The 24,319-nt window shown below is 72.1% G+C and carries 22 protein-coding genes; 13 read left to right on the top strand and 9 right to left on the bottom strand.

Annotated elements, in window-relative coordinates:
• Positions 1 to 74: 74 nt before the first annotated feature.
• A complete protein-coding gene (locus tag ABT170_RS34250; protein ID WP_329942474.1) occupies positions 75 to 830 on the bottom strand; it encodes an SIS domain-containing protein in 756 nt (251 codons plus the stop codon).
• Positions 831 to 1,029: 199 nt separating this feature from the next.
• Between ABT170_RS34250 and ABT170_RS34245 the strand changes: the two genes are divergently transcribed.
• Positions 1,030 to 1,722, top strand: coding sequence for an iron-dependent transcriptional repressor DtxR (locus tag ABT170_RS34245; protein WP_266931968.1), 693 nt, complete (start codon positions 1,030 to 1,032; stop codon positions 1,720 to 1,722).
• Between the two features lie 731 nt (positions 1,723 to 2,453).
• A complete protein-coding gene (locus ABT170_RS34240; protein WP_329942473.1) occupies positions 2,454 to 3,347 on the top strand; it encodes an alpha/beta fold hydrolase in 894 nt (297 codons plus the stop codon).
• Between the two features lie 84 nt (positions 3,348 to 3,431).
• Here the strand turns inward: ABT170_RS34240 and ABT170_RS34235 are convergent, their stop codons facing one another.
• Genes ABT170_RS34235 through ABT170_RS34225 form a run of 3 tightly spaced genes read right to left on the bottom strand, consistent with a single transcriptional unit; the run spans position 3,432 to position 6,651 of the window.
• On the bottom strand, positions 3,432 to 5,075 hold the full coding sequence (locus ABT170_RS34235; protein ID WP_351874056.1) for a transporter: 1,644 nt from the start codon (positions 5,073 to 5,075) through the stop codon (positions 3,432 to 3,434).
• Positions 5,072 to 5,935, bottom strand: coding sequence for an ABC transporter ATP-binding protein (locus ABT170_RS34230; protein ID WP_329942471.1), 864 nt, complete (start codon positions 5,933 to 5,935; stop codon positions 5,072 to 5,074). Before ABT170_RS34230 ends, ABT170_RS34235 begins: the two co-directional genes overlap by 4 nt.
• 38 nt (positions 5,936 to 5,973) lie before the next feature.
• Positions 5,974 to 6,651 carry a bifunctional DNA primase/polymerase gene (locus tag ABT170_RS34225; protein WP_329942470.1) on the bottom strand — a complete coding sequence of 226 codons (678 nt, stop codon included), beginning with the start codon at positions 6,649 to 6,651 and terminating at the stop codon, positions 5,974 to 5,976.
• Positions 6,652 to 6,979: 328 nt separating this feature from the next.
• Between ABT170_RS34225 and ABT170_RS34220 the strand changes: the two genes are divergently transcribed.
• A complete protein-coding gene (locus ABT170_RS34220) occupies positions 6,980 to 8,362 on the top strand; it encodes an NsdA family TPR-like regulatory protein (protein WP_329942469.1) in 1,383 nt (460 codons plus the stop codon).
• A gap of 183 nt (positions 8,363 to 8,545) precedes the next feature.
• Entirely contained in the window at positions 8,546 to 10,240 is a 1,695-nt protein-coding gene (locus ABT170_RS34215; protein WP_351874051.1) for a hypothetical protein, read from the top strand.
• Positions 10,241 to 10,326: 86 nt separating this feature from the next.
• On the opposite strand, the gene ABT170_RS34210 is transcribed toward ABT170_RS34215, so the two are convergent.
• A complete protein-coding gene (locus ABT170_RS34210) occupies positions 10,327 to 11,604 on the bottom strand; it encodes an ABC transporter substrate-binding protein (protein ID WP_329942467.1) in 1,278 nt (425 codons plus the stop codon).
• 174 nt (positions 11,605 to 11,778) lie between these two features.
• On the opposite strand from ABT170_RS34210, the gene ABT170_RS34205 reads away from it, so the two are divergent.
• Together ABT170_RS34205 and purU are read left to right on the top strand one after the other, a co-directional pair.
• Positions 11,779 to 12,225 carry an SCO4402 family protein gene (locus tag ABT170_RS34205; RefSeq protein ID WP_266932568.1) on the top strand — a complete coding sequence of 149 codons (447 nt, stop codon included), beginning with the start codon at positions 11,779 to 11,781 and terminating at the stop codon, positions 12,223 to 12,225.
• Between the two features lie 28 nt (positions 12,226 to 12,253).
• Positions 12,254 to 13,147: a formyltetrahydrofolate deformylase gene (gene purU, locus ABT170_RS34200; protein WP_351874048.1), complete on the top strand. Its 894-nt coding sequence runs from the start codon at positions 12,254 to 12,256 to the stop codon at positions 13,145 to 13,147.
• 105 nt (positions 13,148 to 13,252) lie between these two features.
• Here purU and ABT170_RS34195 read toward each other — a convergent pair whose 3' ends face one another.
• Positions 13,253 to 14,563 (bottom strand): zf-HC2 domain-containing protein, encoded by a 1,311-nt coding sequence (locus ABT170_RS34195; protein ID WP_329942457.1) that lies wholly within the window; start codon positions 14,561 to 14,563, stop codon positions 13,253 to 13,255.
• Positions 14,560 to 15,153: an RNA polymerase sigma factor gene (locus ABT170_RS34190; protein ID WP_329942456.1), complete on the bottom strand. Its 594-nt coding sequence runs from the start codon at positions 15,151 to 15,153 to the stop codon at positions 14,560 to 14,562. Before ABT170_RS34190 ends, ABT170_RS34195 begins: the two co-directional genes overlap by 4 nt.
• Before the next feature lie 345 nt (positions 15,154 to 15,498).
• On the opposite strand from ABT170_RS34190, the gene ABT170_RS34185 reads away from it, so the two are divergent.
• From ABT170_RS34185 to ABT170_RS34175, 3 genes are all read left to right on the top strand, one after another.
• On the top strand, positions 15,499 to 15,873 hold the full coding sequence (locus tag ABT170_RS34185; protein WP_266931936.1) for an STAS domain-containing protein: 375 nt from the start codon (positions 15,499 to 15,501) through the stop codon (positions 15,871 to 15,873).
• A 94-nt stretch (positions 15,874 to 15,967) separates the two neighbouring features.
• Complete coding sequence (locus ABT170_RS34180) at positions 15,968 to 16,489, top strand: EF-hand domain-containing protein (protein WP_329942455.1); 522 nt, start codon at positions 15,968 to 15,970, stop codon at positions 16,487 to 16,489.
• A gap of 191 nt (positions 16,490 to 16,680) precedes the next feature.
• Positions 16,681 to 17,061 carry a hypothetical protein gene (locus ABT170_RS34175; protein WP_329942454.1) on the top strand — a complete coding sequence of 127 codons (381 nt, stop codon included), beginning with the start codon at positions 16,681 to 16,683 and terminating at the stop codon, positions 17,059 to 17,061.
• 9 nt (positions 17,062 to 17,070) lie between these two features.
• On the opposite strand, the gene ABT170_RS34170 is transcribed toward ABT170_RS34175, so the two are convergent.
• On the bottom strand, positions 17,071 to 18,600 hold the full coding sequence (locus ABT170_RS34170) for a class I adenylate-forming enzyme family protein (protein ID WP_329942503.1): 1,530 nt from the start codon (positions 18,598 to 18,600) through the stop codon (positions 17,071 to 17,073).
• A gap of 274 nt (positions 18,601 to 18,874) precedes the next feature.
• Here ABT170_RS34170 and ABT170_RS34165 point away from each other — a divergent pair, with 274 nt between their 5' ends.
• The 4 genes from ABT170_RS34165 (at position 18,875) to ABT170_RS34150 (ending at position 23,343) form a co-directional block, all read left to right on the top strand.
• On the top strand, positions 18,875 to 20,080 hold the full coding sequence (locus ABT170_RS34165; RefSeq protein WP_266931932.1) for an amidohydrolase family protein: 1,206 nt from the start codon (positions 18,875 to 18,877) through the stop codon (positions 20,078 to 20,080).
• A 10-nt stretch (positions 20,081 to 20,090) separates the two neighbouring features.
• On the top strand, positions 20,091 to 21,245 hold the full coding sequence (locus ABT170_RS34160) for an acyl-CoA dehydrogenase (protein ID WP_329942453.1): 1,155 nt from the start codon (positions 20,091 to 20,093) through the stop codon (positions 21,243 to 21,245).
• A gap of 7 nt (positions 21,246 to 21,252) precedes the next feature.
• Entirely contained in the window at positions 21,253 to 22,314 is a 1,062-nt protein-coding gene (locus ABT170_RS34155) for an acyl-CoA dehydrogenase family protein (protein ID WP_351874042.1), read from the top strand.
• Positions 22,315 to 22,761: 447 nt separating this feature from the next.
• The gene (locus ABT170_RS34150) at positions 22,762 to 23,343 is read left to right on the top strand and encodes an ATP-binding protein (RefSeq protein ID WP_329942451.1); all 582 of its coding nucleotides are present in this window, start codon (positions 22,762 to 22,764) and stop codon (positions 23,341 to 23,343) included.
• A gap of 46 nt (positions 23,344 to 23,389) precedes the next feature.
• Here ABT170_RS34150 and ABT170_RS34145 read toward each other — a convergent pair whose 3' ends face one another.
• A complete protein-coding gene (locus ABT170_RS34145) occupies positions 23,390 to 24,316 on the bottom strand; it encodes a cyclase family protein (RefSeq protein ID WP_329942450.1) in 927 nt (308 codons plus the stop codon).
• Positions 24,317 to 24,319: the final 3 nt, after the last annotated feature.

Genomic DNA, 24,319 nt, shown 5'->3' with positions numbered 1-24,319 from the left:
CGGTGGTGGGCCGCCGGAGGCCGGCGGCGGTCCGGGGACCAGCGGTGGTCCGGCAGTCGGTGGTGCTCCGGGAATCAGTGGCGGTAGAAGATCCGGTCCGCGTACTCGGTCATGACCCGCCCGTTCCACTCGTGGCCGCCGTCGACGTTGCCCGAGCGCAGCAGCGGCGGTTCGATCCCCCGGGCCACCAGCGCCTCGGCGGCGGCGGCCATCATCGCCTGCATCAGCGCGCTGGTGACGACCGTGGAGGCGGGCGCGAAGGGCGCCTCGACGCCGTCGATCATCAGCTCCGCGTCGCCGATCGCGATCTTGCTGTCGAGCACGATGTCGCAGTGGTCGCGCAGGAAGCCGCCCGAGGCGTGCCGTGAGCGGGTGCCCTCCGTGTAGGCGACCGAGGTGACCCCGATGACCTTCAGCCCGAGCGCGCGGGCGTTCTGGGCCATCTCGACGGGCAGCGAGTTGCGCCCGGAGAGCGAGATGATCACGAGTACGTCGCCGGAGGCGGCGGGGCTGGAGTCCAGCACCGCCGAGGCGAGCCCGTCCACCCGCTCCAGCGCGGAGCCGAGTGTGGCGGGCATGACATCGACACCCATCGTGCCCGGCACCACGAGCGGGTTCATCAGGGCCATCCCGCCCGCCCGGTAGACGACGTCCTGGGCGGCGAGGGAGGAGTGCCCGGCGCCGAAGGCGAAGAGCCGGCCGCCCGCCGCCACGGTGTCGGCGATGGCGGCGCCGGCGGCCGCGATGGTGTCGGACTCCTCGTCGCGCACGCGCGTCAACAGGCCGATCGCAGCGTCGAAGAACTGACCGGCCAGCTTGCTGTCGCTCATCGGGGAGAGCCCTTTCGGCGGGGTGGGGGTGTCCGTGCCGCCGATCACGTTGCGGTCTGGACCAGCGGCCTGTCAATAGCACCCGCGAGGCTCGGCCACACGGCCTTCGGCCGGCGCGGCACGGTTGTCGGTGGTATGCGTCAGAATTGGTGGAGGGCCATCGCACGACGTTTTCTTGTCACAGCATCGAGGGGCACGTATGTCCGGACTGATCGACACCACGGAGATGTATCTCCGCACCATCCTCGAACTCGAAGAGGAAGGCGTGGTCCCCATGCGCGCCCGGATCGCTGAACGGCTGGACCAGAGCGGTCCTACGGTCAGCCAGACGGTGGCCCGCATGGAGCGCGACGGGCTCGTGCAGGTCGCGGGCGACCGTCACCTGGAACTGACCGACGAGGGCCGCAGGCTCGCGACGCGCGTGATGCGCAAGCACCGGCTGGCCGAATGCCTGCTCGTCGACGTGATCGGCCTGGAGTGGGAGCAGGTCCACGCGGAGGCGTGCCGCTGGGAGCACGTGATGAGCGAGGCCGTGGAGCGCCGGGTGCTGGAGCTGCTGCGGCACCCCACGGAGTCCCCGTACGGGAACCCCATCCCAGGCCTGGAGGAGCTGGGGGAGAAGGCCGAGGCCGACCCGTTCCTGGACGAGGGCATGGTGAGCCTGGCCGACCTCGACCCGGGGGCGGAGGGCAAGACGGTCGTGGTGCGGCGGATCGGGGAGCCGATCCAGACCGACGCCCAGCTGATGTACACGCTGCGGCGGGCGGGCGTACAGCCCGGCTCCGTGGTCAGCGTGACGGAGTCGCCCGGCGGTGTGCTCGTCGGCTCCAGCGGGGAGGCGGCCGAGCTGGACGCCGAGGTCGCGTCGCACGTGTTCGTCGCCAAGCGCTGACGCGCCGCTCCGGCCGGCGGTGACCGGAGCGCCGCCGGGGGCGCCGACGGGGGCGCTGGCGAGGGGCGCGTGCCCCGCGTATGCGCCCGGTGTGCGGCGGAGGCGCGTGAAACGGTGTGTGCCGCGTACGCAGAGCGGTGCGCGGAACAGGGAAAGCGGGCGTTACGGCAGCCGAGCCGTAGCGCCCGCTTTCTGTTTTCCGTCCGGAATTGCAGCGCCCGCGCGCCTCGCGTGCCAGGCTGAGGCCAGGCATATGACCTGAGGGTGCCGGCCGGGTTCGGCCGAGCGGTCGGGGAGGGAGCAGGGAATGCGCCCGTCGTACTGGCATGTGCGCCGGAAGGTGGCTGCCGCGCTCCCGTACGCCCTTGTCGCGCACCGGCCCCGGCTGCCGCTTGCCATCGTTGTCGTACGGAACGGGCCGGGCGCTCGGAGGCGCGCGCCGGGCTCCTCCGGAACAGGGGGCGGCCCCGGCGCCGGAGGGCGCCGGGGCCGGTCCTCCCCAGTGCTGACCCGGAGCCCCGAGCTCTCAAGGTCATTCCCTACGGACCGTTTTCCCCGAGCGGCCCGCCCCCCGGTGGAGATCTCCCCTCGGCGGCGGGCATCAATCCTCGGGGGTGGTCACTCGAACGTGGGGTGTTGCATGGCGGACCCCAGTTTTCGAATAAGAGTTCGATAGTCTGGCGGGACGCGTCCATACGGTGATCGAGGACCAGAAGGGGGTGCCAGGGCCTGTGGTGAAGCGCATCGATGTGACCGGATCCCACGGTGTACGTCTTGCGGCGTGGGAGTTCGCCGATCCGCCCAAGGGACGCGCGGAGGCGGAGCGCGCGCCGGGAGTCTTACTGCTGCACGGACTGATGGGCCGGGCCTCCCACTGGGCCGCCACGGCCCGCTGGCTCGCCGAGCGGCACCGCGCGGTCGGCCTCGACCAGCGGGGCCACGGCCGCAGCGAGAAGCCCGCGGACGGGCCGTACACCCGTGACGCCTATGTCGCCGACGCCGAGGCCGCCGTCGAGCAGCTGGGCCTCGGCCCCGTCACCGTCATCGGGCACGCGATGGGCGCCCTCACCGGCTGGCAGCTCGCCGCCAAGCGCCCCGATCTCGTCCGGGCCCTGGTCATCTGCGACATGCGGGCCTCCGCCATCGGTGCCGCCTCCCAGCGGGAGTGGGGCGACTGGTTCGACTCCTGGCCCGTCCCCTTCGCGACCCTCGCCGACGTACGGAAGTGGTTCGGGGAGGACGATCCCTGGGTGGAGCGGCCGAACCCGTCCCGCGGTGAGTTCTACGCCGAGGTGATGGCCGAGCGGGCGGACGGCTGGCGCCCGGTGTTCTCCCGCCGCCAGATGCTCAAGTCCCGGGCGACCTGGGTCTTCGACGCGCACTGGGAGGAGCTGGCGCAGGTCCGGTGCCCGGTTCTCGTGCTGCGCGGCCTGGACGGGGAGCTGGGCCGGGCCGAGGCCCAGGAGATGGTCCGTGTCCTGCCCCGCGGACAGTACGCGGAGGTGGCGGACGCCGGACACCTCGTCCACTACGACCAGCCGGAGGGCTGGCGTGCCGCGGTGGAGCCGTTCCTGGAGCAGCTGGCCGAGGACTCCCGGGGCGAGCGGGAGCCGGTGGCGCCGTAGCCCCGAGCCGGCGGCAGGGCCCGGCACGGCGACCGGGCCCCGGCGCGGCGGCGGCTCACCGCACGCCGGCGGCTCACCGCCCGGTCAGCCCTTGCTGACCGCTGTCAGGATCTCCGGCAGCCGGTCCGCCGTGCGCGGGGCGGCCAGCCGCAGCCCGGCCCAGCCGATGAGGGCCCCGTACACCGCGCCCACCGGTACCAGCAGCCACAGCGCGTCCTGGTGGTCCGACGCGTGCATCCAGACCGTCAGGGCGATCACCGGCGCCGCCAGCAGGGCCGAGGCCACCATTCCGCCCAGGATCGAGATCCAGGCGAGCCCGCCCTGCCCCGGCACCACGTTCTTGAACGCGCCGTCCTGCGGAATCGAGTACGGGTAGGTCGCGGAGGCCAGCGCGCCGGTCGCCAGCATCGCGCCGAGCAGGGCGAACGACAGCCCCACCACCCCCGGAAGCGAACGCCAGTCGCCCAGCACCGCCGCTGTCACCACGGACACCACAAGCGTGTACGGCAGGGTGATCAGCAGCAGGGCCAGGGCCCGCGCCCGCAGTTCGACGTACGCGTCCCGGGTCGAGGAGATCGACAGGGCCACCATCCAGAACGCGGAGGTGTCCTGGCCGAACTGGTTGTACATCTGCATGCCGAGCATCCCGGCGGCGAAGCACGCGAAGTAGACCGAACCGGCCCCCTGCAACGCGTTGAGCACCGGCACGATCATCCCGATCGCCAGCGCCGTCACCCAGGCCGCCTTGGTCTTCGGGTCCCGTGCCACATACCGCAGACTGCGCTGCATCACCGTGGCCGTGCGGCCCTCCGGCAGCAGCCCGGCGAGCCCCGTGCGTCCGGAGCCGGACCCCTTGCGCGAGGGCTCCGCCGCGACCAGCGTCGAACCGTCCGGTGCCGTCATCAGCTTCACCAGGCTCCGCTGCCACATCCACAGCAGCGCCCCCAGGGCCACCACCGAGATCAGCAGCTGTGCGAGTGCCGGTCCGTACGCACCGTCCGAGGCGGCGTCCACCGAGGCGATCGCCGAGGCCGCGGGCAGCCAGCGCACCACGTCCGCAGCCGGTTCCAGCGCGCCGAGCCCGCCCGCCTGCCCGAGCCGCTGCGCCCCGAAGTTGACGAACTGGATGCCCACCGCGATCACCAGACCGCTCAGTACCGCCAGGTCGCGGCCCTTGCGCGAGGTCAGCAGCCGGATGTTGGCCGTGGCCACGGACCGGGCGAGCGCCACACAGATCAGCAGCGCCAGCGGGACCGCGATCACCGCGAACACCACGGCCGCCGCCCCGTGCGCCAGAGCAAGCACCGACCCGAGGAACAGGCAGAGCGTGAACAGCGGGCCGATGCCGACCAGCGAGGCCACCAGGAGCGCCCGGACCAGCGGGCGGGGCCGCAGCGGCAGCATCACCAGCCTGCTCGGGTCGAGGGTCTCGTCGCCGCTGGGGAAGAACAGCGGCAGTACGGCCCAGCCGAGCGCCACCACCCCGGTGAGCAGCACGACGAGGGTGCCCACCTGCTCGTTGCCGCGCAGCAGGATCAGCCCGAGCACCTGGCTCGCGGCGAGCAGCAGGGTGACGACGAGGGAGGCGATGAACGCGGCCCGCCGTCCGGAGGACTGCCGCAGCCCGTTGCGCAGGAGCGTCAGTTTGAGCCGTACGAAGACGGAGACGAGGCTCTCGCCCCTGCCGGCCGGGGCCGCGGCACCCGCCGGGGCGTCGAGCACGCTCATCGGGCACCGCCCAGCCAGTCCAGGGAGTCCGCGGTGTCCCGGCCGCCCGCGCCGACCAGCTCCAGGAAGGCGCTCTGCAACGAGGGAGCGTCGCCGCGCACCTCGGCGAGGGTGCCCCGCGCCTTGATCCGGCCCGCGGCCATGACGGCCACCCAGTCGCACAGCGACTCGACCAGTTCCATCACATGGCTGGAGAAGACGACGGTCGCCCCGGAGCGGGTGTACCGCTCCAGAACCCCGCGGATGGTCTGTGCCGACACCGGGTCGACGCCCTCGAAGGGCTCGTCGAGGAAGAGCACTTCGGGGTTGTGCAGCAGCGCGGAGGCGAGCCCGATCTTCTTCCGCATGCCGGTGGAGTAGTCCACGACCAGTTTGTGCTGGGACCCCGCGAGATCCAGTACGTCCAGCAACTGGGCCGCCCGCTTGTCCACCTCGTCCCCCGGCAGCCCGCGCAGCCGTCCGGTGTACGCGAGAAGCTCACGCCCCGACAGCCGCTCGAAGAGCCGCAGCCCCTCCGGCAGCACGCCGATCCGGGACTTCACCTCGACCGGGTCCGTCCACACATCGTGGCCCGCCACCTCGACCTGCCCCATGTCGGGCCGGAGCAGACCGGTGACCATCGACAGGGTGGTGGTCTTTCCCGCCCCGTTGGGCCCCACCAGCCCGATGAACTTGCCCGCGGGCAGCTCCAGATCGATGCCCGCCACCGCGACCTGATCCCCGAACCGCTTCCACAGTCCCCGCACACGAACGGCGGGCGGCGCCGTGCGCGTTCCGCCCGCCCCGCTCGTCCGTATGTCCCGCGCGTCGGTCTTTTCTTCTTGTGTATCTGTTTCTCGTGCATCTGCCTGGTCGGGCATGGCACAGCCTTTCGATATCCCCATAGGTGGGGACCACCTTACGAAAGGCGCGTCCGGGCATCCGCGGCTTCACGTGCGCAGGCATAGGCGAGCGGGCTGATCAGCTCCTCCGCGTCCGGCAGCCACCGGTTGGCGGGGGTGGGCCGGCAGGCCCACTGGACGGCCCCGCGCCCGCCGACCCGGGTCGGCGGGCCCGCCACGTAATGGCCCTCTCCGATGCCCGTCAGGTCGATGGACTCGGCGTTCCAGCCCAGCGTCCGCACCAGGTCGGCGACCTTGGCCGCGGCGCCCGGCAGCACGAAGAACATCATCCGGCGGTCCGGGGTGCAGGTGACCGGACCGAGCGTCAGATCCATCCGCTCCATCCGGGCCAGGGCGAGGAACCCCGCGGACTCCGGGACGTCGAGCACGTCGAACGTACGGCCGGTCGGCAGGAGGACCGAGGCCCTGGGGTGCTTGGACCACATCCGGCGGGCCGCCGCGGCGCTGCCGGTCGCCTGGCCCGCCCAGTCCGGACGCGGGGCGTGGGCGCCGGGAGCGGCGCAGCCGTCGTCCCCGCAGGAGCATCGGTTCCGCCCGTCCACCGCCTCCAGCCAGGTGCCCGGGAACACGTCCCAGTGGCGCTCCTCCGCGTAACGCACCGCGGCGTCGAGCAGTTGCTCACTTCGCTGTCGGGGGATCTGGGCGGCTTGGGTGACTCCGATGGGATCTTCCACGAACAGCTCAACTCCCGCCGCCACCTGGGGTTACGGGCGCGATGCGGCGGGCCACGGCGCATCGGTACCGCGAATGGGGCGCATGGATGCATGGGCGGGGGCGCGCGTGCGGCGGTGCGTCACTGTGTGGGTAGCCCCATGCAGGACTGAGCAACTCGCCGTGCTCGTACCGAATGCCGATGGAATATGCGCATTTCTTGAGTATCCGCAGGGCAATGATCCCCTCATCGAAAACGGCGCATCCGATCAGCGCAATTTTGATCAACGCGCAACTGTCCAAAGTGAATTCGTTTATCGCTTACCCATCTATGCCCATCCAGGGGGACACATGGCAGCCAGGCCACTCGTAGCCCGTCAGCCGAACGAACGCCTTCAGACACTCATCCAGGAGGCCGCGTGTTCCAACGCGGGCCTCGCGCGCCGCGTCAACATGGTCGGCGCCGAACGCGGACTCGACCTCCGCTACGACAAGACATCCGTGGCCCGTTGGCTGCGTGGCCAGCAACCACGGGGCAGGGCCCCGGGAATCATCGCCGAGGCGCTCGGCCGCAAGCTCGGCCGTACGGTCACGATCGACGAGATCGGCATGGCCAACGGCAAGAACCTCGCCTCCGGCGTCGGCCTGCAGTTCGCGCCGACCGTCCTCGGCGCCATCGAGCAGGTGTGTGAGCTGTGGCGCAGCGACGTGGGCCGCCGCGACCTGCTGACCGGCTCGGCGGTGGCCGCCTCCGCGCTGGTCGAACCCAGCCGGGACTGGCTGATCACGGGCGCCGACCCACAGGTCGCCCGGACCGCAGGGGCCCGGGTCGGCATGGCGGACGTGGAGGCGGTGCGGGCGATGACGGCCGCCCTCGTCGACCTCGACCACCGCTTCGGCAGCGGGCACGTTCGGCCGGTGCTGGTCCACTACCTCAACAGCGTGGTCTCCGGCCTGCTTTCGGGGGCCTACCGCGAGACCGTCGGCCGGGAGCTGTTCGGCGCTGTGGCGCGACTCACCGAACTCGGCGGGTACATGGCGGTCGACACCGGCCAGCCGGGGCTCGCCCAGCGGTACTACATCCAGGCGCTCCGCCTGGCCCAGGCCGCGGGGGACCGGGCGTACGGCGGCTATGTGCTGGCCGCGTCGATGAGCCACCTCGCCGCGCAGCTCGGCAACCCCCGGGAGATCGCCCAGCTGGCGCGGGCGGCGCAGGAGGGGGCGCGGGGGCGGGTGACGCCGAGGGCGGAGGCGATGTTCCACGCGGCGGAGGCGAGGGGGCACGCGCTGCTGGGGGACGCCCGCACCTGCCAGGTGGTGGCGGGCCGGGCGCTGGCCGCCCTGGAGCACGCCGATCCGGACACCGGCGACGACCCGGACTGGATCGCCCACTTCGACGCCGGGTACCTCGCGGACGAACTGGCGCACTGCCACCGCGACCTGGGGCAGGCGGAGGCCGCCGCGCGCCGGGCGAAGGAGGCGCTGGCCGCCCTGCCGGAGTCGCGGAACCGGCGTCGTGGCATCGGCCTGGTGCTGCTGGCCACGGCTCAGGTCCAGCAGCGCGATGTGGAGCGGGCCTGCCACACGGGGATGCGCGCGATGGAGCTGCTGGGGACGGTGCGCTCCAGCCGGGGCGCGGAGTATCTCGATGACCTCCAGCAGCGGCTGATGCCGTACGGGGAGGAGGCCGCGGTACGGGAATTCGGTGCGCGGCTGGAGCTCCAGGCGGCCTGAGCGGTGTCCCGGGCGACGGCCTGAACCGGGGATTCGGGAAGTCGCCCATGAACAGCGTCTCAGGAGCGTCGAGTGTTACCCGGCGGGGGCGGGGCGGTGAGCGGCAGCACGCGCTTGGCGGAGGCGGGCGACCACCCGATAGCGTGAGCCGACGATTCCGTAGGTTTACACGTAGGAGTCCCGGTGACGCAGAGCGGACAGGGTGACGAGCGGCAGCTCCCTGCTGTACGGCCCGCGCACGAAGGTGTCGTGCTGCCCGCGGAGGGTGGTGCCCCCTGGACGCCGGGGGGCGACGCGGGCGGCCCGGCCGAGCAGGCCGCGCCCGCGGGCGGGCAGCCATGGGGGCAGCCCTGGGGGCCGCAGTCCGCCGGGCCTCCACACCAGGACGCCCAGGCACCGGGGCAGCAGGCGCAGCAGGGATACCCGCAGGCGCAGCACCCGCAGGCGCAGCCGTTGCCGCCCGCGCAGCCGGGGCCGTATCAGCAGCCGTCGCACCAGCAGCAGTCACCGCACCAGCAGCAGTCACCGCACCAGCAGCAACCACCGCACCAGCAGCCGCAGGCGGGCCCTCAGCCCCACCAGTTGCAGCCCGCGCAGTACCAGCAGGCCCAGCAGCCGGTGCCGTACCAGCAGGTCCCCCAGCAGCAGCCCCCGCAGCAGCCGGGTCCGTACCAGCCCCAGCCGTCGCAGGGCCGGCCCCAGCCCTACGCGCAGCCGTTGCCGCCGGAGGCCGTGCCGGGCGGGGGGATACCGGGCGCGGGCATACCGGGCGGGGACGCGGACGCCACGCAGTACATCGCGCCCGTTCCCGGCGGGGCCGGACCCGTCCACGACGGGCAGTCCGGCGGAGGGCTGCCGCCCGAGCGTTCCGCGGAGTCCACCGCGTATCTGGGGCAGGTGCCGCAGTCCGGCCCGGCGGCCCAGCCGGGGGACGCGGACGCGACGCAGTACATCCCGCCGGTGCCCGGTGGCGCGCCGTACGGGATCCGGCCCGGGGCGCCGGGGGACCGGCAGCCGCCCGCGGAGTTCGACAACCTGTTCCGCAGCGAGGCGCCCGCGGGCGCCACGCAGCAGATGCCGCACTTCGACGCCACGCGACAGCAGCCGCCGCCGCAGCACCAGCAGCAGCAGTACCAGGGTCAGCAGCAGCCGCAGGGCGGAGGGTTGCCCCCGCAGGCAGGGCAGCAGCCGTACCGCCCGGGGCCGCACGAGCCGTCGCAGGGGCACGCGGACGGCCCCGCGCCGCGCAAGCGGTCCGCGGCTATCCCCCTGATCGCCGCGGTCGTCGTCGGCTGTGCCGTCATCGGGCTCGGCGCGGGCGCGCTGATGAGCGGTGGCGACGACGACAAGAAGGATGACAAGCAGCCGGTCGCCGCCGGGAGTTCACCGGCGGCCGAGCCGAGCACCCAGGCCGCCGACCCCGCCAAGCAGCAGGCGGAGGCGCTGGACAAGCTGCTGGCCGACAGCAACAACAGCCGTTCGACGGTGATCGGCGCCGTGGAGAAGATCAAGTCGTGCCAGGCGCTGGACCAGGCGGCCACCGATCTGAAGGGCGCGGCCCAGCAGCGCCGTGATCTGGTGACCAGGCTCCAGGGCCTCACGGTGGACAAGCTGCCGAACCACGCCGCGCTCACCGCCTCACTGACCAGGGCGTGGGAGGCGTCCGCGTCGGCCGACGACCACTACGCCGCGTGGGCCGGGCAGGCCAAGAACAACAAGAAGGTCTGCAAGGGCGGCAAGGCCAGGTCGACCAACGAGACGGTGAAGGCCACCGAGCGCAGCAGCGTGGCGAGCAAGGCCAAGGTCCAGGCGTCGGGCCAGTGGAACAGCATCGCCGAGAAGTACGGCCTGACGAAGCACGCCCCCACCCAGCTCTGAGCCGTGGTGGTTCACCGGCGGCCGGACGACCGGTGGCCGGTGGCCGCACGGGCGGCGGGCCGCGGCGGTACCGGCGGCCCGCCGGCTCAGCCCTTGACGTTCGGGGCCTCCGTCAGGGTCTCCGTGACATCCACGAAGCCCTTCTTCTGGGCGACGAGACGGCCCTCCCGGACCACCTGGAACGTCACCTTGGCGTTGACGATCCGGGGGTACGCGGACGAGCCGAGCATGTCCTTGTAGCGCCAGCGCAGGACCGGGGTCAGGCCGCCCGTGTCGACCTCCGCGCCGCGGTTGAGGGCGGTGGTCACCGTGCCGGAGGTGACCTCGGAGCCGCCGAGCGACTCGATGACCGCGCGCAGCGCCGTGTACGCGATCCAGGTGGTCTGCACCCCCGTGTCCTGCGGGTCGACCCGGTTGTCGCCGAACGCGTGCTCCCGGATCACCTCGCGCATCGTGTCCCAGCGCGCGTCGCCCGAGTCCGGGTACCAGCCGGTGACGTACGCCCCCTCGAACGGGCTGTTCCGGCCGCCCGTGCGGTCGATGAGCGGCTGGCCGACGCTGCCGAGCACGGAGGAGATCCGCGCCCCGCCGGTGTCGGGTTCGAGCCGCCGGAAGGAGTCGAAGAAGGTCTCCGTACGGTCGCCGAGCACCGCCGTCACACAGCCGTCACCGGCCCGCTCCAGCGCCTTCGTCGCCTGGTCGTCGTACGAGGTGGCGTCCTCGGGAGCCAGGATGTCGACGGACCCGGGCCGTTCGGCGTCCAGGAGGCCGGCGTCGAGGAGCGGCGGCATGCCGTCGCCGGCGATCGAGTCGGGCCGGACGAGCGACACCCGGTCGCAGCCGGCCGCCAGCTGCTTGCCGTTGCCCGCGAGGAGCGCCGACTGGCCGCCGTTGACCGGGTAGGAGACATAGCTGGTGAACTCCTCGTCGGAGGCCCCGTAGCCGCCGATGTACGGAACCCCGGCGGCCTCCAGCGGAGCCATGAAGGACCGGCCGTGCCGGCTGTACGAGCCGACGACCGCGGTGACCTTCTCCCGGACGGCCTCCCGGGCGCACTTCTCCGCGCCGACGGAGGTGTCGCCCTCGTTGCAGATGATCACCTTCAGCCTGCGTCCGCCGATGCCGCCCCGGTCGTTGACCCAGCGGGCGTACGTCCTCGCCATCGCCGTCATCCCCGACATGTTCACCGCGGCCACGTCGTCCGAACGGTCGGGCGCCCACGTCATCACGGTGACAGGCCCCCTGGAGCCCCCCGAGGCCCCAGGGAGCACACCGCAGCCGGATATCAGCAACGCCCCGGCCGCCGCCGTACATGTGAAGAACGTGTAGGGGCGGGGGGAGGTGGGGCGGCGCCGTCCGGTCATGGGTCTGAACGTTTCCGCCCTCCGGGTAACGCCACAGTGTGCTTCGTTCAACGCTCGGTGACATCGAGGTGAATTGCAGGGGCCCGTGCGTACACGTGAAAAGGGAACGTACGATCGACAACCGTGCAGCAAGGTTCGGAGAACACTTCCCGTCGCGGCCGTCGCTCCTCCACCATGGGCGGCATGCCGCTCAATGACATGCCGTGGTGGCGCTGGCGCACCAACGTGCGCTCGGCGCTGCACATGCTCTCCGATCCCGTCTTCCACCACGAGTGCTGGCTGGCCGGCCGGGAAGGGTACGGGGACGTCACCGACGCCGTGTACCGCCTGGTCGAGGACACCTGGCTCGACAACTGGTCCGCCGAGAAGTACGTCGGAACGATCTTCCGCGACTCCGCCGAGGCCGCCGCCGTCGACGTCGCCGCGCTGCGGGTGCTGCGCATCATGCACCAGGTCGGCGCGGACGCCCCCGTATCCGCGTATCTCGAACATCACGGCTGGCCGGAGGCCGTGCGAGCGGCCCGCGAGGCCCATGTGATGCTCGCCGTGAACGATGCCGAGGATCCGGACATACCGCCGCGTTCCCTGGACGTCATCCGCATCATGACCAGGGCCGCCTGAGACCGGGCGGGTGTGGCACCCTACGGGGATGACCGCGCCGCAGCCCGCCTCTCCCGCCGCCTCGGACGCCGTATCCGGGCAGTACGTCCTCACTCTTTCGTGCCCCGACAAACAGGGCATCGTGCACGCCGTGTCGAGCTATCTCTTCATGACCGGCTGCAACATCGAGGACAGTCAGCAGTTCGGCGACCACGACACGGGTCTCTTCTTCATGCGCGTCCACTTCTCGGCGGACGCCCCGGTGACGGTGGACAAGCTGCGGGCCAGTTTCGCCGCCATCGGCGACTCCTTCCGGATGGACTGGCAGATCCACCGGTCCGCGGACCGGATGCGGATCGTGCTGATGGTCAGCAAGTTCGGGCACTGCCTGAACGACCTGCTGTTCCGGTCCCGGATCGGGGCGCTGCCCGTCGAGATCGCGGCCGTCGTCTCCAACCACACGGACTTCGCCGAACTCGTCGCCTCGTACGGCATTGCCTTCCGGCACCTTCCGGTGACCAAGGACACCAAGGCGGACGCCGAGGCGCGGCTGTTGGAGCTGGTGCGGGAGGAGGACGTGGAACTGGTCGTCCTGGCCCGGTACATGCAGGTCCTCTCGGACGACCTCTGCAAGCAGCTGAGCGGACGGATCATCAACATCCACCACTCGTTCCTGCCGAGCTTCAAGGGCGCGAAGCCGTACCACCAGGCCCATGCGCGCGGGGTGAAGCTGATCGGCGCGACCGCGCACTATGTGACCGCCGACCTCGACGAGGGCCCGATCATCGAGCAGGAGGTCGAGCGCGTCGGCCATGACGTGACGCCGGACCAGCTCGTCGCGATCGGCCGCGATGTGGAGTGCCAGGCGCTGGCGCGTGCGGTGAAGTGGCACGCGGAGCGGCGGATCCTGCTCAACGGCCGCCGTACGGTGATCTTCGCCTGAGAGCGGTCCCGGGGGCCGGGTCCGGTGCCGGGTCCGGGAAGTCCCGTCCGGCCCGCGACGCGTTCCTCACAGGCTCACAGGCTCACAGGCCCAGTAGCCACACGCTCATAGGCGGCTGAGCGAGGCCGCCGCGAACAGCACGTCGTTGATCGCCTCGCGGTCGCCCTCCTGGCCCGCCGCCGCGTCCACCGGCGAGATACGGCCCGCGACGAGCCGGCAGAGCTCCACCCCGTCGAGCGCGACCTGTGCCACCGCGTGGTCGGGCGAGCCGACGGCGGCCGGGGAGTCCAGCGCGATGTACCAGTTGCCGCCGCCGTGTCCCTCGACCTCCAGATGGAGCGTGCGGCCCGGCGCTCCGGCGGCGACCAGGTCCCTGGCCGGTCCGGCGAGACCGGCACGGCGGCGCTCGGCGAGCGTGGCCGGGAGCAGCCGTGCCGCCAGGTCGATCATCCGGTGGAGATGGGCGGCGGAGGGATCCCCGTACGGGTAGTGGACCGCTTCGGCGATGTCCCCGCCGTGCACCCAGCACTCGAAGGCCCGGTCCAGCAGCGAATCCTGGAGCGGAAGGGCGAAGTCCCCGTACGGGACCGAGAGCTCCGCGATGTCGCGGCCCGCGAAGGACGCCGTGCGGATCAGCTCGTGGCTCTGGTCGCGCCAGGGTTCACGGACGGCCCGGGTCGGTGGCAGGCGCGCGGCCGACCAGTACGCCTCGGTGCGCTCGGTGGGCGGGAGCGGCACCACGCCGGGGCCGAGCGGGTCGCTCAGTCCGAGGGCGGCGGACACCAGCCCGTCCACGGTCATCAGATGGCCGATGACCCCGGCGACCGTCGTCCTGCGGTGGACCGCCCGTTCGTCCTCGAACCACTTCAGCCGCACCGGGGCGTGCCATTCCGCGTCGCCGATGTCCCGGAGCAGGGCATCGAGCCGCGCGGTCTCGGCGTCGTACGGAGCGACCCAGTCCGGCACCGGGATTCCGGCGGGACGGCGCCCCAGGCAGCCGTCGATCACCCGGGACCGCAGCGCCGGGTCGAGGTCCAGGGAGCGGTCGGTGTGCAGCAGGCCCACCGCGTCGCGCAGCCGCAGGGCCTCGTCCGCGCAGGGGGCGCACTCGGTGAGGTGGTCCTCGACGGCCGTCGTCTCCTCGGGAGAGCAGGCCGAGAGGGCCCAGGCGCCGAGGAGGGCCTTGAGGACCTGGTGGGAGAGGACCGGCGTGGCCGCCGCCATCGGAGTCTCCGGTTCCGTCGAGGGAGCGGGTACCCGGGCCGGGGGCTCGTCCCGTACGGGCGGGGGAGCGGGGCGCGGTACGGAGCCGAGGTCGAGGTCGTCCGCGGCGCCGCGGGGTCCCGGTATGCGCGGTGCGCCCTGGACCTCGTCGTCGCGCCCGCGGCGTTCGCGGCCGTTGCCGTCGGCCGTCACTGGGCCCGTCCGTACCCGGGCGGCGAGGACCCCTCCAGGGGCCGGGTGTTCGCGGTGGACAGCAGCTGGAGTCCCAGCCGGAGCCGCCGACGGGCCTCGTCCTCGGTGACCCCGAGGTCGGCGGCGGTCTGCCGGTAGTCCCGGCGCTGGATGTACGCCAGCTCCAGTGCGGCCCGCAGCGGGGCCGGCATGGAGGCGACGATGTAGTCGGCGCGGGCCGCCGCGGTGGCCCTGAGCACCCGCTGTTCCAGCTCCGCCGGGTCGGGGACGGCGCTGTGCCCGTGCCCCTCCTCGTGCGAGGAGGCCTCCGTCCCGCGCAGCCGCTGCACGGACTGGCGGTGGGCGAGCCGGGTCACCCAGGACCGCATCGAACCCAGTTTCGGGTCGTACGCCTCAGGGTTCTCCCAGACCTGGCCGAAGACCTCGCGGGTGACCAGGTCGGCGGCGTCCTCGTCGTCGAGCATCCGGTGGGCCTGGCTGTGCACCAGGGAGGCGAACCGGTCGTAGAGCTCGCCGAGTGCCGCCGCCTCACCGCGGGCCAGCCGTTGCTGCATCCTGCGGTCCCAGCGGGGAGGTGTGTCCTTCGCCATGAAATCCCCAGCCCCAGCCCTGCCCCTGTGCCCTGCCGTGTCCGGCCTGTTCCGTCCCGCTCTGCCCCGCCCTGTGCCGCTCGTCACTCCGAATCTAGTCGGCACGGTCGTTGATCACGCCTCTTTGCGTCAACTCTGCCCGCAGAAGGGCCGGAGATGGTAGGGAATGCCTCACCCTTGGGCGTTCTTGAGCAGGAGAAACGTGCCGAAGTGATCATTTCCGCAGGAAACTCTCTGTGCAGGGGCGAGCGGGTCGGTGTTTCATGGATGTGCGGTGGGGCAGCCGCGAGAGGGAACGGAATCTTCCGGATCGTCGGGAGCCCCCGGAACGAGAGGTCCAGTCGCGTGACACTGAAGGTGGACGAGACCGAGCAGGGCTCATGGACCGTGCTGGAGATCCGGGGTGAACTCGATCTCGTGTCGTCACCCGTCGTGCGTCAGTCCGTCCACGAGGCGGTCGCCGAGGGCCGGCACGACGTGGTGCTCGACCTGTCGGACGTCTTCTTCTGCGACTCCAGCGGGGTCGGCGTACTGATCGCCTCGCGCCGTCTGATGAAGTCCTGCGGCGGCCGTCTGCGGCTGATCCTCCCGGCCCGGGGCGCGGAGGACGGCTCCCACGTCAACCGGGTGCTCGCCGCCCTCGGGGTGCGCCGCCTCTTCTCGGTCTACCCCGACGCGGCGTCGGCGGTGGACGAGGAAGCCCAGCCGCTGTCCGCCTGACAGGGTGGGACAAGGTCTGACTTAACGCCAGGTTGTCATATGGGCGGTGGGCGTCCGTGACACGTGATGGCCCCGGGCGTCGTACGCTCCCCGCATGGACAGCGCAGAGTACGAACGCAAGATCGCGCACCGGTTCGCCGCCTTCGACCAGGACGGCAACGGATACATCGATCGCGCCGATTTCAACGCAGCCGCGGCCCGTCTGCTCGCCGAGTTCGGTACGACGGCCCGTTGCGACAAGGGCCAGGCGCTCTACACCGGGGCCGAGGCGTTCTGGCAGGGCATGGCGGGGATCGCCGATGTGGACGGGGACCAGCGCGTCACCCGTGAGGAGTTCGTGGGCGGGGCCGTGAAACGGCTGCGCGACAACCCCGAGCGCTTCGCGGAGATCGCCCGCCCCTTCCTGCGCGCGGCCATCGCCGTCGCGGACCGCGAGAACGACGGGGCCGCCTCGGTGGCGGCCGTGGAGCGGGTGCTGCGGGTGCTCGGCGCCAGCGAGGAGATCGCGAGCGTCGCCGCCCGGAGCCTGGACACCGACGGGGACGGCCGGATCGCCGAGAGCGACGCGGTGACCGCGTTCGCCGTCTACTTCACGGTGATCGCCCCGGACGCGTAACCGCTTCCGCGGCCTCACGGCCCCGCCGCCGTGAGGCTCCCGGCTCCCGGCTCCCGGTTCCCGGCTCCCGGCTCCCGGTTCTCCTGTTCCCAGGTCGGGGCGGGGTGCGGACGCGCTGTCGCGCCGTCCGTGCCCCGCCCCGCGCGCCCGGACCGCGGGGCGTTGTCAGTGTCGCGTTCTACGCTCCCCCCATGAGCGTCTCCCTCTACTACTCGGCCCGCCGCGACACACCGCTGAGCCCCGCCGAGAGCGATGCCGTCCAGCGGATCGTGACCGCCCGCGGAGCCACGTATCCGTACGACGACGAGGAAGGGCTCTACCTGTACGAGCCCGGCGAGGACGATCCCGACGAGGTTCTCGCGGGATGCACCAAGTTCACCAACGACCCCGCCCGCTATCTTCCGCAGATCCGCCACCTGCTGGGCTCGATGACCGAGCTGCGCCGGGCCGTGCCCGACGCCGAGTGGCGCGTGGCGATCGACGACAGCGAGATCGAGTGGGAGGAGCCGGTGGGATACACCCTGCCGGGCCTGGACGACCCGGACCTCCAGGCCGAACTGGAAGCGCTGTAGGAAGCCGGATCAGGCGTACCGCTCGCGGAGTCTGTACTTGAGCACCTTGTGCAGCGTCTCGTTGCGCGGCAGCGCGTCCACCAGTTCCAGCTGTTCGGGCAGCTTGTGCACCGACAGGCCCTCGGTGCGCAGGTGTCCGGCGATCTCCGCCAGTGTCAGGGGGGCTGCCCCCGGGGGCTGTTCGACCACCGCGCAGACCCGTTCCCCGCGCTCCGGGTCCGGCAGCCCTATCACCGCAGCGTCGGCCACGCCGGGGTGCCGGTGGAGCAGGTCCTCGATCTCCTTGGCGGAGATGTTCTCGCCCTTGCGGATGATGATGTCCTTGAGGCGGCCGGTCAGCGTGAGATGGCCGCTCTCCTGGAGCCGGCCGACATCGCCGGTGATCAGGAAGCCCTCGGCGTCGAAGGCCGGGGCCGACGCGTCCGGGTTCAGATAGCCCCGGCACACGGCCTCGCCGCGCAGCCGTACCTCGCCCTCCGTGCCGTGCGGGAGCGGTTTGCCGGTCTCGTCGGTGATCCTGATCTCCATGCCGGCGGGCGGGCGGCCCTCCGTCAGGGCGAGGTTCTCCGCCGTGTCGTCCGGGGCGCCCATGGTGATCATCGGGACCTCGGTCATGCCGTAGCCGTGGGTGAGCAGGACGCCCATCTCGCGGACGACCGCGTGGTGGATCTCCGGCGGCTTCGGTGCCCCGCCGCCCGCGAGCAGCCGCAGGGTGGGGATCAGCCTCCGGTCCGGGTCCTTGCGCTGTTCGGCCAGGAACATCGAGTAGAACGCGGTCGATCCGCCCGCCACGGTCACCCCGTGGCGCCGGTACTCCGCCAGCGCGTCCGGCAGCGCGAACTGCTCGAACATCACCGCGGGGAAGCCGTACAGCAGCAGCATCACGGTGTAGTCCGGGCCGGCGACATGGGCGAACGGGAACGCCATCGAGCCCACGTCCCGGGGCGACAGCCGCAGCGCGTGCGCCAGACAGGATCCGGCCGCGATCAGGCTGCGGTCGGTGTGCAGCACGCCCTTGGGGTCGGACGTGGTGCCCGAGGTCCAGTAGATCCAGCGCACCGCCTCCCCGTCGGCGGGCGCGGGAGGGGGCGGCAGGAGCGAGGGATCGCCGTCCGGGAGCGAGTCGTAGGCGTCGAGGACCAGCGGCGGGTGTTCCAGTTCCGCCGCGAGCCGGTGCGCCATCTCCGTGTGGTCGAAGCCGCGCCAGAGTCCCGGTACGGCGAAGAACTCCGCCCGTGACTCGCGCAGCGCGAACCCGACCTCGCGGTCCCGGTAGAACGGGATGACCGGGGTCTGGACCGCTCCGAGCCGGGTCAGCGCGAAGGACAGCAGGGCCGTCTCCAGCCGGGTCGGCAGCTGCCAGGCGACCACGCTGCCGGGCCGCACGCCACGCTCGTACAGCCCTGCGGCGACCCGCTCGGCGCGCTCCCGCAGCTCGCCGAAGGTCAGCGCGCGGTCGCCCTGGAGGAGCACGGGGCGGTCCGGGGTCAGGGTGGCGCGGCGTTCGATCAGCTCCCAGAAGGTGCGGGAGGCGCCCAGCGCGTGCGCGAGGTCCGCCGCGCTCTGTGCCGCGTCCGTGCGCGTGGCCGCCCCCGCGCCGTCCGTCGGTGTGTTTCCGGTGTTCGCGTCGTTCACGGCTCCCACGGCGTTCCCCTCTGAACTGACGGATAGTCAGATAGCCCGGAGAGCGTAGAGCGCTGCGCCTTGTCGGTCCAGGGGTGCGGGGCTAGCCTGGGTGCGCAACTGAATCTGACGGGTCATCAGATATGGGCCGGGTCATCAGCCAAAGGCCGAGCGCGCCGAAGGGGACACCATGACCGAACTTCCTCGGATCGTCAGCGTCGACGATCACGTGATCGAGCCACCGCACCTCTTCTCCACCTGGCTGCCCGCCAAGTACCGCGAGCGCGGCCCGCAGCCGCTCACCGCGGGTATCGGCGAGCTGGCGTACACGGGAGGCAAGTACGTCATCACGATGGACCCGGACGGGCCGCCGACCGACTGGTGGATCTACGAGGACCTGAAGTTCCCGTACAAGCGCAATATCGCCGCCGTCGGATTCGACCGCGACGACATGACCCTGGAGGGCATCACCCGCGCGGAGATGCGACCCGGCTGCTGGGATCCCGCCGAACGCCTCAAGGACATGGACCTCAACCACGTCGAGGCCTCCCTCTGCTTCCCCACCTTCCCGCGCTTCTGCGGGCAGACCTTCGCCGAGGCGCACGACAAGGAGGTCGCCCTCGCCTGTGTGCGCGCCTACAACGACTGGATGGTCGAGGAGTGGTGCGGCGACAGCGGCGGCCGGCTGATCCCGCTCTGCATCATCCCGCTCTGGGACATCGACCTCGCCGTCGCGGAGATCAGGCGCAACGCGGCGCGCGGGGTGCGGGCGGTGACCTTCTCCGAGATCCCCACCTACCTGGGACTGCCGTCCATCCACACCGGCTACTGGGACCCGTTCTTCGCCGTCTGCCAGGAGACCGGCACGGTCGTCAACATGCACATCGGCTCCAGCTCCCAGATGCCCGCCGCCTCCCCGGACGCGCCCCCGGCCGTGCAGGCGTCGCTCTCCTTCAACAACGCGATGGCCTCGATGATGGACTTCCTCTTCAGCGGGGTCCTGGTGAAGTTCCCGACGCTGAAACTGGCGTACAGCGAGGGCCAGATGGGCTGGATCCCGTACGCCCTGGAACGCGCCGACGACGTCTGGGAGGAGCACCGGGCCTGGGGCGGGGTGCGCGGTCTGATCCCCGAGCCGCCGTCCACGTACTACTACCGGCAGATGTTCTGCTGCTTCTTCCGCGACAAGCACGGAATCGCGTCCCTCGACGTCGTCGGCCGCGACAACGCCACCTTCGAGACGGACTACCCGCACGTCGACTCGACCTTCCCGCACACCAAGGAGGTCGCCCTCGACCACGTCAAGGGACTGGACGAGGAGACCGTCTACAAACTGATGCGCGGAAACGCGATCCGGATGCTCGGTCTGGATCTCGACCGGGACCGGGCCAAGTAGGGCGCCGGGCGTGGATCTCGCGTACACGGAGGAAGAGGAGGAGTTCCGGGCGAGGCTGCGGGAATGGCTCGCCTCGGTGCTCCCCGGGCTGCCCGCGAAACCGTCCCCCGACGACTGGCCCGCCCGCCGCGCGTACGACACGCACTGGCAGCGGACGCTGTACGACGCCGGGTACGCCGGACTGCACTGGCCGCCCGACGCGGGCGGCCGGGGCGCCACCCCCACCCAGCACCTCATCTTCCTGGAGGAGACGGAGCGGGCCGGAGCCCCGTACGTCGGCGCGAACTTCGTCGGGCTGCTGCACGCCGGGCCGACCATCGCCGCCGAGGGCACCGCCGCCCAGCGGGCCCGCTGGCTGCCGCCGGTCCTGCGCGGGGACGAGATCTGGTGCCAGGGCTTCAGCGAGCCGGACGCCGGCTCCGACCTGGCCGCCCTGCGCACCCGCGCGGTCCGCGACGGCGACGACTACGTGGTGAGCGGCAGCAAGATCTGGACCTCGCACGCCGAGGTCGCCGACTGGTGCGAACTGCTCGTGCGCACGGACCCGGCGGCGCCGAAACACCGCGGCATCAGCTGGCTCGCCATGCCGATGGACGCGCCCGGCGTCACCGTCCGCCCGCTGCGCACCCTCGCCGGATCCACCGAGTTCGCCGAGATGTTCCTCGACGAGGTCCGGGTGCCCCTCTCCCACCGCGTCGGCGCGGAGAACGACGGCTGGCGGGTCACCATGGTCACCCTCTCCTTCGAACGCGGTACGGCCTTCGTCGGCGAGGTCGTCGCCTGCCGCCGCACCCTGGACGAACTGGCGGTCGCCGCACGCGCGAACGGCCGCTGGGACGATCCGGTGCTGCGCCGCAGGCTGGGCGGGCTCAACGCGGAGTTCCGGGCGCTGTGGCGGCTCACCCAGTGGAACGTCAGCGAGGCGCAGCGCAGCGGAGGGGTCCCCGGGACCGGCGGCTCCGTCTTCAAGCTGCGCTACTCGCGGGCCCGTCAGGAGCTGTACGGGGCGGCTGCCGAGGTGCTGGGCGCGGACGGCCTCGATCTGGACCGGGAGTGGGTCCTGGACCGGCTCTCCTCCCTCTCGTACACGATCGCCGCGGGCACCTCGGAGATCCAGCGGAACATCGTCGCCGAGCGGATACTCGGCCTGCCGAAGGGGCGCTGAGCGGACTGTGGACTTCCAGCTCTCGGAGGATCAGCGGGCTTTGCGGTCGGGCGTGCGCGAACTGCTCGCCGGCCGCTTCGACAGGGACCGGATGCGGGCGGTCCTGGACCGGGGTGAGGGCGTCGGCCGGGAGCTGTGGGGTCAGCTCGGCGCGGCCGGGTTCTTCGCGCTGCGGCTGCCGGAGGACGAGGGCGGGGTGGGGCTCGGTCTCCCCGAGGCCGTTCTGCTCTTCGAGGAGGCGGGGCGGGTACTGCTGCCCGGCCCCCTGGTGGGCACCCATCTCGCCGCCGGCGCGGTGAAGGGCGCCGCGGAGGGGCGGGCCGCGGTGGCCGTGGCGTACGACGGGGGAGACGGGGGAGACGGGAGAGACGGACGGGGCGGTGGGAGGTACGGAGATGGACGGGGCGACCGGGACGGCGGGACTGTGGCGGATCTCGCGGACGCCGACGCGCTGCTCGTCCTGGGGCCGGGGGAGGACGTCCGGGTGCTGACCGGGGAGCCGCTGCGCGCGCTGGTGCGCGCGGCCCGCCCCGTACGGTCGCTCGACCCCCTCACCCCGCTCCACCGGGTCGCCTCTCCCGCCGGGCAGGGGGAGCCGCTGCCCGCCGACGCCGTACGGCTGCGTGGAGAGGCGGCCGTGCTGACCGCCGCCGAACAGCTCGGCAGCGCTGCCCGGACCCTGGAAACGGCCGTCCAACACGCCCGTGAACGTGAACAGTTCGGTGCCCCGATCGGCTCCTTCCAAGCAGTCAAACATCTTTGCGCCCGGATGCTGACCCGCGTCGAGACGGCCCGCGTCGCCGTGTACGCGGCGGCCGTGACCGCGGACGCGGTGGAGATCGCCGGCGCCAAGCTGCTCGCCGACGAGGCGGCCGTCGGCAACGCGCGGGACTGCCTCCAGGTACACGGCGGCATGGGCTTCACCTGGGAAGCAGATGTTCACCTCCACCTGAAACGGGCCTGGGTGCGGGCGGCCCGCCCGCCCACCGCGGCGGAGTCGGAGGAGATCCTGGCGGACGATCTGGGCCGTACGGAGCCGCCCGGCCGGGCCCCGGGCGCCCGCGGGTAGCGGGTCACCGGGCGGGCGGACACGGGCGTGACACAGCGCAGCCGGGACGTTCCGATCCCCGGTTGTGTCCTGCGCCCGGTTCGTCACCGGCCGGAGTCGGCGCCGGGCTCGGGTACGCTCCGTCGAGTGCGAGTGGTTCTGGAACCGGGCGATCCGGGGGCGGCCTGTGCGGCGTCCCCCGTCCGGAAGAGGTGCCCCGCGCACGGTCCAGGGAGATGCGCCGGGCCTGCCCGGGAAGCGAATTCCGCGGTGTCGGCGCGCTCTCGTTCGACTCCCCGCAACGTGCGTCGCACAGTATGCACCATGCGTACTCCTTCGCGCTGGAATATGCCCGAAGCGCTTGTTGCGGTGACTGTACGTCAACCATGCTGTCTCCCAAGGGAATCACGTTCCGTGACCCTGAGGAGGCGCGAGGCGATGTGTCCGCCGGTTCGGATGGTGTGAGCGGTGCAGGTGCTTCAGGTTCAGCTGGAGGTCGGGCCGGATCCCGCGGAGGTGGGGCGGGCCCGCAGATGGGCGCGTTCGCGCCTCGTCGGGTCCGGGATAGGAGACGACGAACCGCTCGCCGAGACGCTCATCCTGCTCATCTCGGAGCTGGTCACCAACGCGGTCGTCCACACCGGCTGTCCGGCCGTGCTGAGGATGCTGTTCGGCTCGGCCGGGGACGGGGCCGGGACCGTCCGGGTCGAGGTGGCCGACGCCAGTGACCGCCCGCCGCTCCAGCGGCACGCGGAGGGTGACGACACCAATGGCCGCGGCCTGGAGCTGGTGGACGGTCTCGCGGACCGCTGGGGCTGGCAGCCCGAGGGGGCCGGAAAGCGGATCTGGTGCGAGGTCGACCGGTGCGTACCGGCGCGGCCCCCGGTGATCCAGGAGCAGTCGGGGCCCCGTGCCGCGCCCGGGGACTTCGGGCCCCGGGGAGTGTCCGAGGCGGACTTCGGGCCCCGGGGCGTGTCCGGCGGGGTGCCGCACGGCGCGCACGGTGCCGTGCCGTGCGCGCCCTCCTGCGTCTTCATCAACCACTCGTAACGCGGGGAGCGCGTCCTCACGCGCCGCCCGCGACCGGCGTCGGCCGCTACAGGATCGCCACCGGGGCGACCGGGGTTCCGGTGGCCCCGGTGAACGGTTCCGGCATCGCCGAGAGCAGGAAGGCGTGGCGCCGCTCCTCCGCACAGGCTGTGGACAGGTTTTCGAGGTTCCAGTTCTGGCCCTGGAGCATGCCCATCTCGACGAGGTCGAGCGCGTGCACCGGCAGCCACAGGTCCTCGATCTCGGGCGGGAAGATCTCGAACGTCAGGGTGTCGTTGGCGACCGCGGCCACATCGCGGGCGTGGAACCACTCGGGCGTCCGCACCGACAGGCCGGGCGACGGGTAGCCGTAGGCGTGTCTGTCGCCCGCCAGGAAGACCTGCACCTGCCCGGTCCGTACGAGCACGATGTCCCCGGCACGGACCCGCAGGCCCGCGAACTCCTCCGCCGCGTCCAGGTCCTCGGGGGTGACGGCATGGCCGCCGGGCAGCCGGTCGACCCCCCGGGCGCGGGCCACGTCCAGCAGGACCCCGCGTGAGACGAGGTGCGGTACGGCGGCGATCGAGCTGAACTCCGCGCCGCCGTGGGCGGTGATGGAGGCTGCGGGGCGGCCGTTGTAGATCTTCCCGCTGTGCGAGACATGGGTGAGCGCGTCCCAGTGGGTGGCCGCCTGGAGCCCCATGGTGACGGCGTCGTCGCTGGTGGCGACGGTGCCGGGGCCGAAGAGCTCCTGATTGATCTGGACCATCGTGTGCAGCGGATTCACCCGTCCCGGGATCAGCCCGCTCTGGACGCCGTCCTGCTGGAGCGGCAGCGCGAGAGCGACGCGGCGGCCGGTACGGACGGTGGCCGCGGCCTCCCGTACGACCTCGTCGGTGATCAGGTTCAGGGTGCCGATCTCGTCGCCCGCGCCCCACCGGCCCCAGTTGTTGACGCGCTCGGCGATCTCGTGGAACTCGGCCGGCAGGGACATGGG

The organism is Streptomyces sp. NPDC001787, from assembly GCF_040297465.1.
Classification (GTDB): Bacteria; Actinomycetota; Actinomycetes; order Streptomycetales; family Streptomycetaceae; genus Streptomyces.
Note: the sequence above shows the minus strand (reverse complement) of the source record. Positions and strands in the feature narration are given on the sequence as shown.

What these genes read in the sequence shown, in the direction of transcription:
- ABT170_RS34250 (WP_329942474.1), bottom strand. Translation starts at nt 830, where the DNA reads ATGAGCGACAGCAAGCTGGCCGGTCAGTTCTTCGACGCTGCGATCGGC.
- ABT170_RS34230 (WP_329942471.1), bottom strand. Translation starts at nt 5,935, where the DNA reads ATGCCCGACCAGGCAGATGCACGAGAAACAGATACACAAGAAGAAAAG.
- ABT170_RS34165 (WP_266931932.1), top strand. Translation starts at nt 18,875, where the DNA reads ATGACCGAACTTCCTCGGATCGTCAGCGTCGACGATCACGTGATCGAG.
- ABT170_RS34175 (WP_329942454.1), top strand. Translation starts at nt 16,681, where the DNA reads ATGAGCGTCTCCCTCTACTACTCGGCCCGCCGCGACACACCGCTGAGC.
- ABT170_RS34145 (WP_329942450.1), bottom strand. Translation starts at nt 24,316, where the DNA reads ATGTCCCTGCCGGCCGAGTTCCACGAGATCGCCGAGCGCGTCAACAAC.
- ABT170_RS34235 (WP_351874056.1), bottom strand. Translation starts at nt 5,075, where the DNA reads ATGAGCGTGCTCGACGCCCCGGCGGGTGCCGCGGCCCCGGCCGGCAGG.
- ABT170_RS34190 (WP_329942456.1), bottom strand. Translation starts at nt 15,153, where the DNA reads ATGGCGAAGGACACACCTCCCCGCTGGGACCGCAGGATGCAGCAACGG.
- ABT170_RS34220 (WP_329942469.1), top strand. Translation starts at nt 6,980, where the DNA reads ATGGCAGCCAGGCCACTCGTAGCCCGTCAGCCGAACGAACGCCTTCAG.
- ABT170_RS34180 (WP_329942455.1), top strand. Translation starts at nt 15,968, where the DNA reads ATGGACAGCGCAGAGTACGAACGCAAGATCGCGCACCGGTTCGCCGCC.
- purU (WP_351874048.1), top strand. Translation starts at nt 12,254, where the DNA reads ATGACCGCGCCGCAGCCCGCCTCTCCCGCCGCCTCGGACGCCGTATCC.
- ABT170_RS34245 (WP_266931968.1), top strand. Translation starts at nt 1,030, where the DNA reads ATGTCCGGACTGATCGACACCACGGAGATGTATCTCCGCACCATCCTC.
- ABT170_RS34210 (WP_329942467.1), bottom strand. Translation starts at nt 11,604, where the DNA reads ATGACCGGACGGCGCCGCCCCACCTCCCCCCGCCCCTACACGTTCTTC.
- ABT170_RS34205 (WP_266932568.1), top strand. Translation starts at nt 11,779, where the DNA reads ATGGGCGGCATGCCGCTCAATGACATGCCGTGGTGGCGCTGGCGCACC.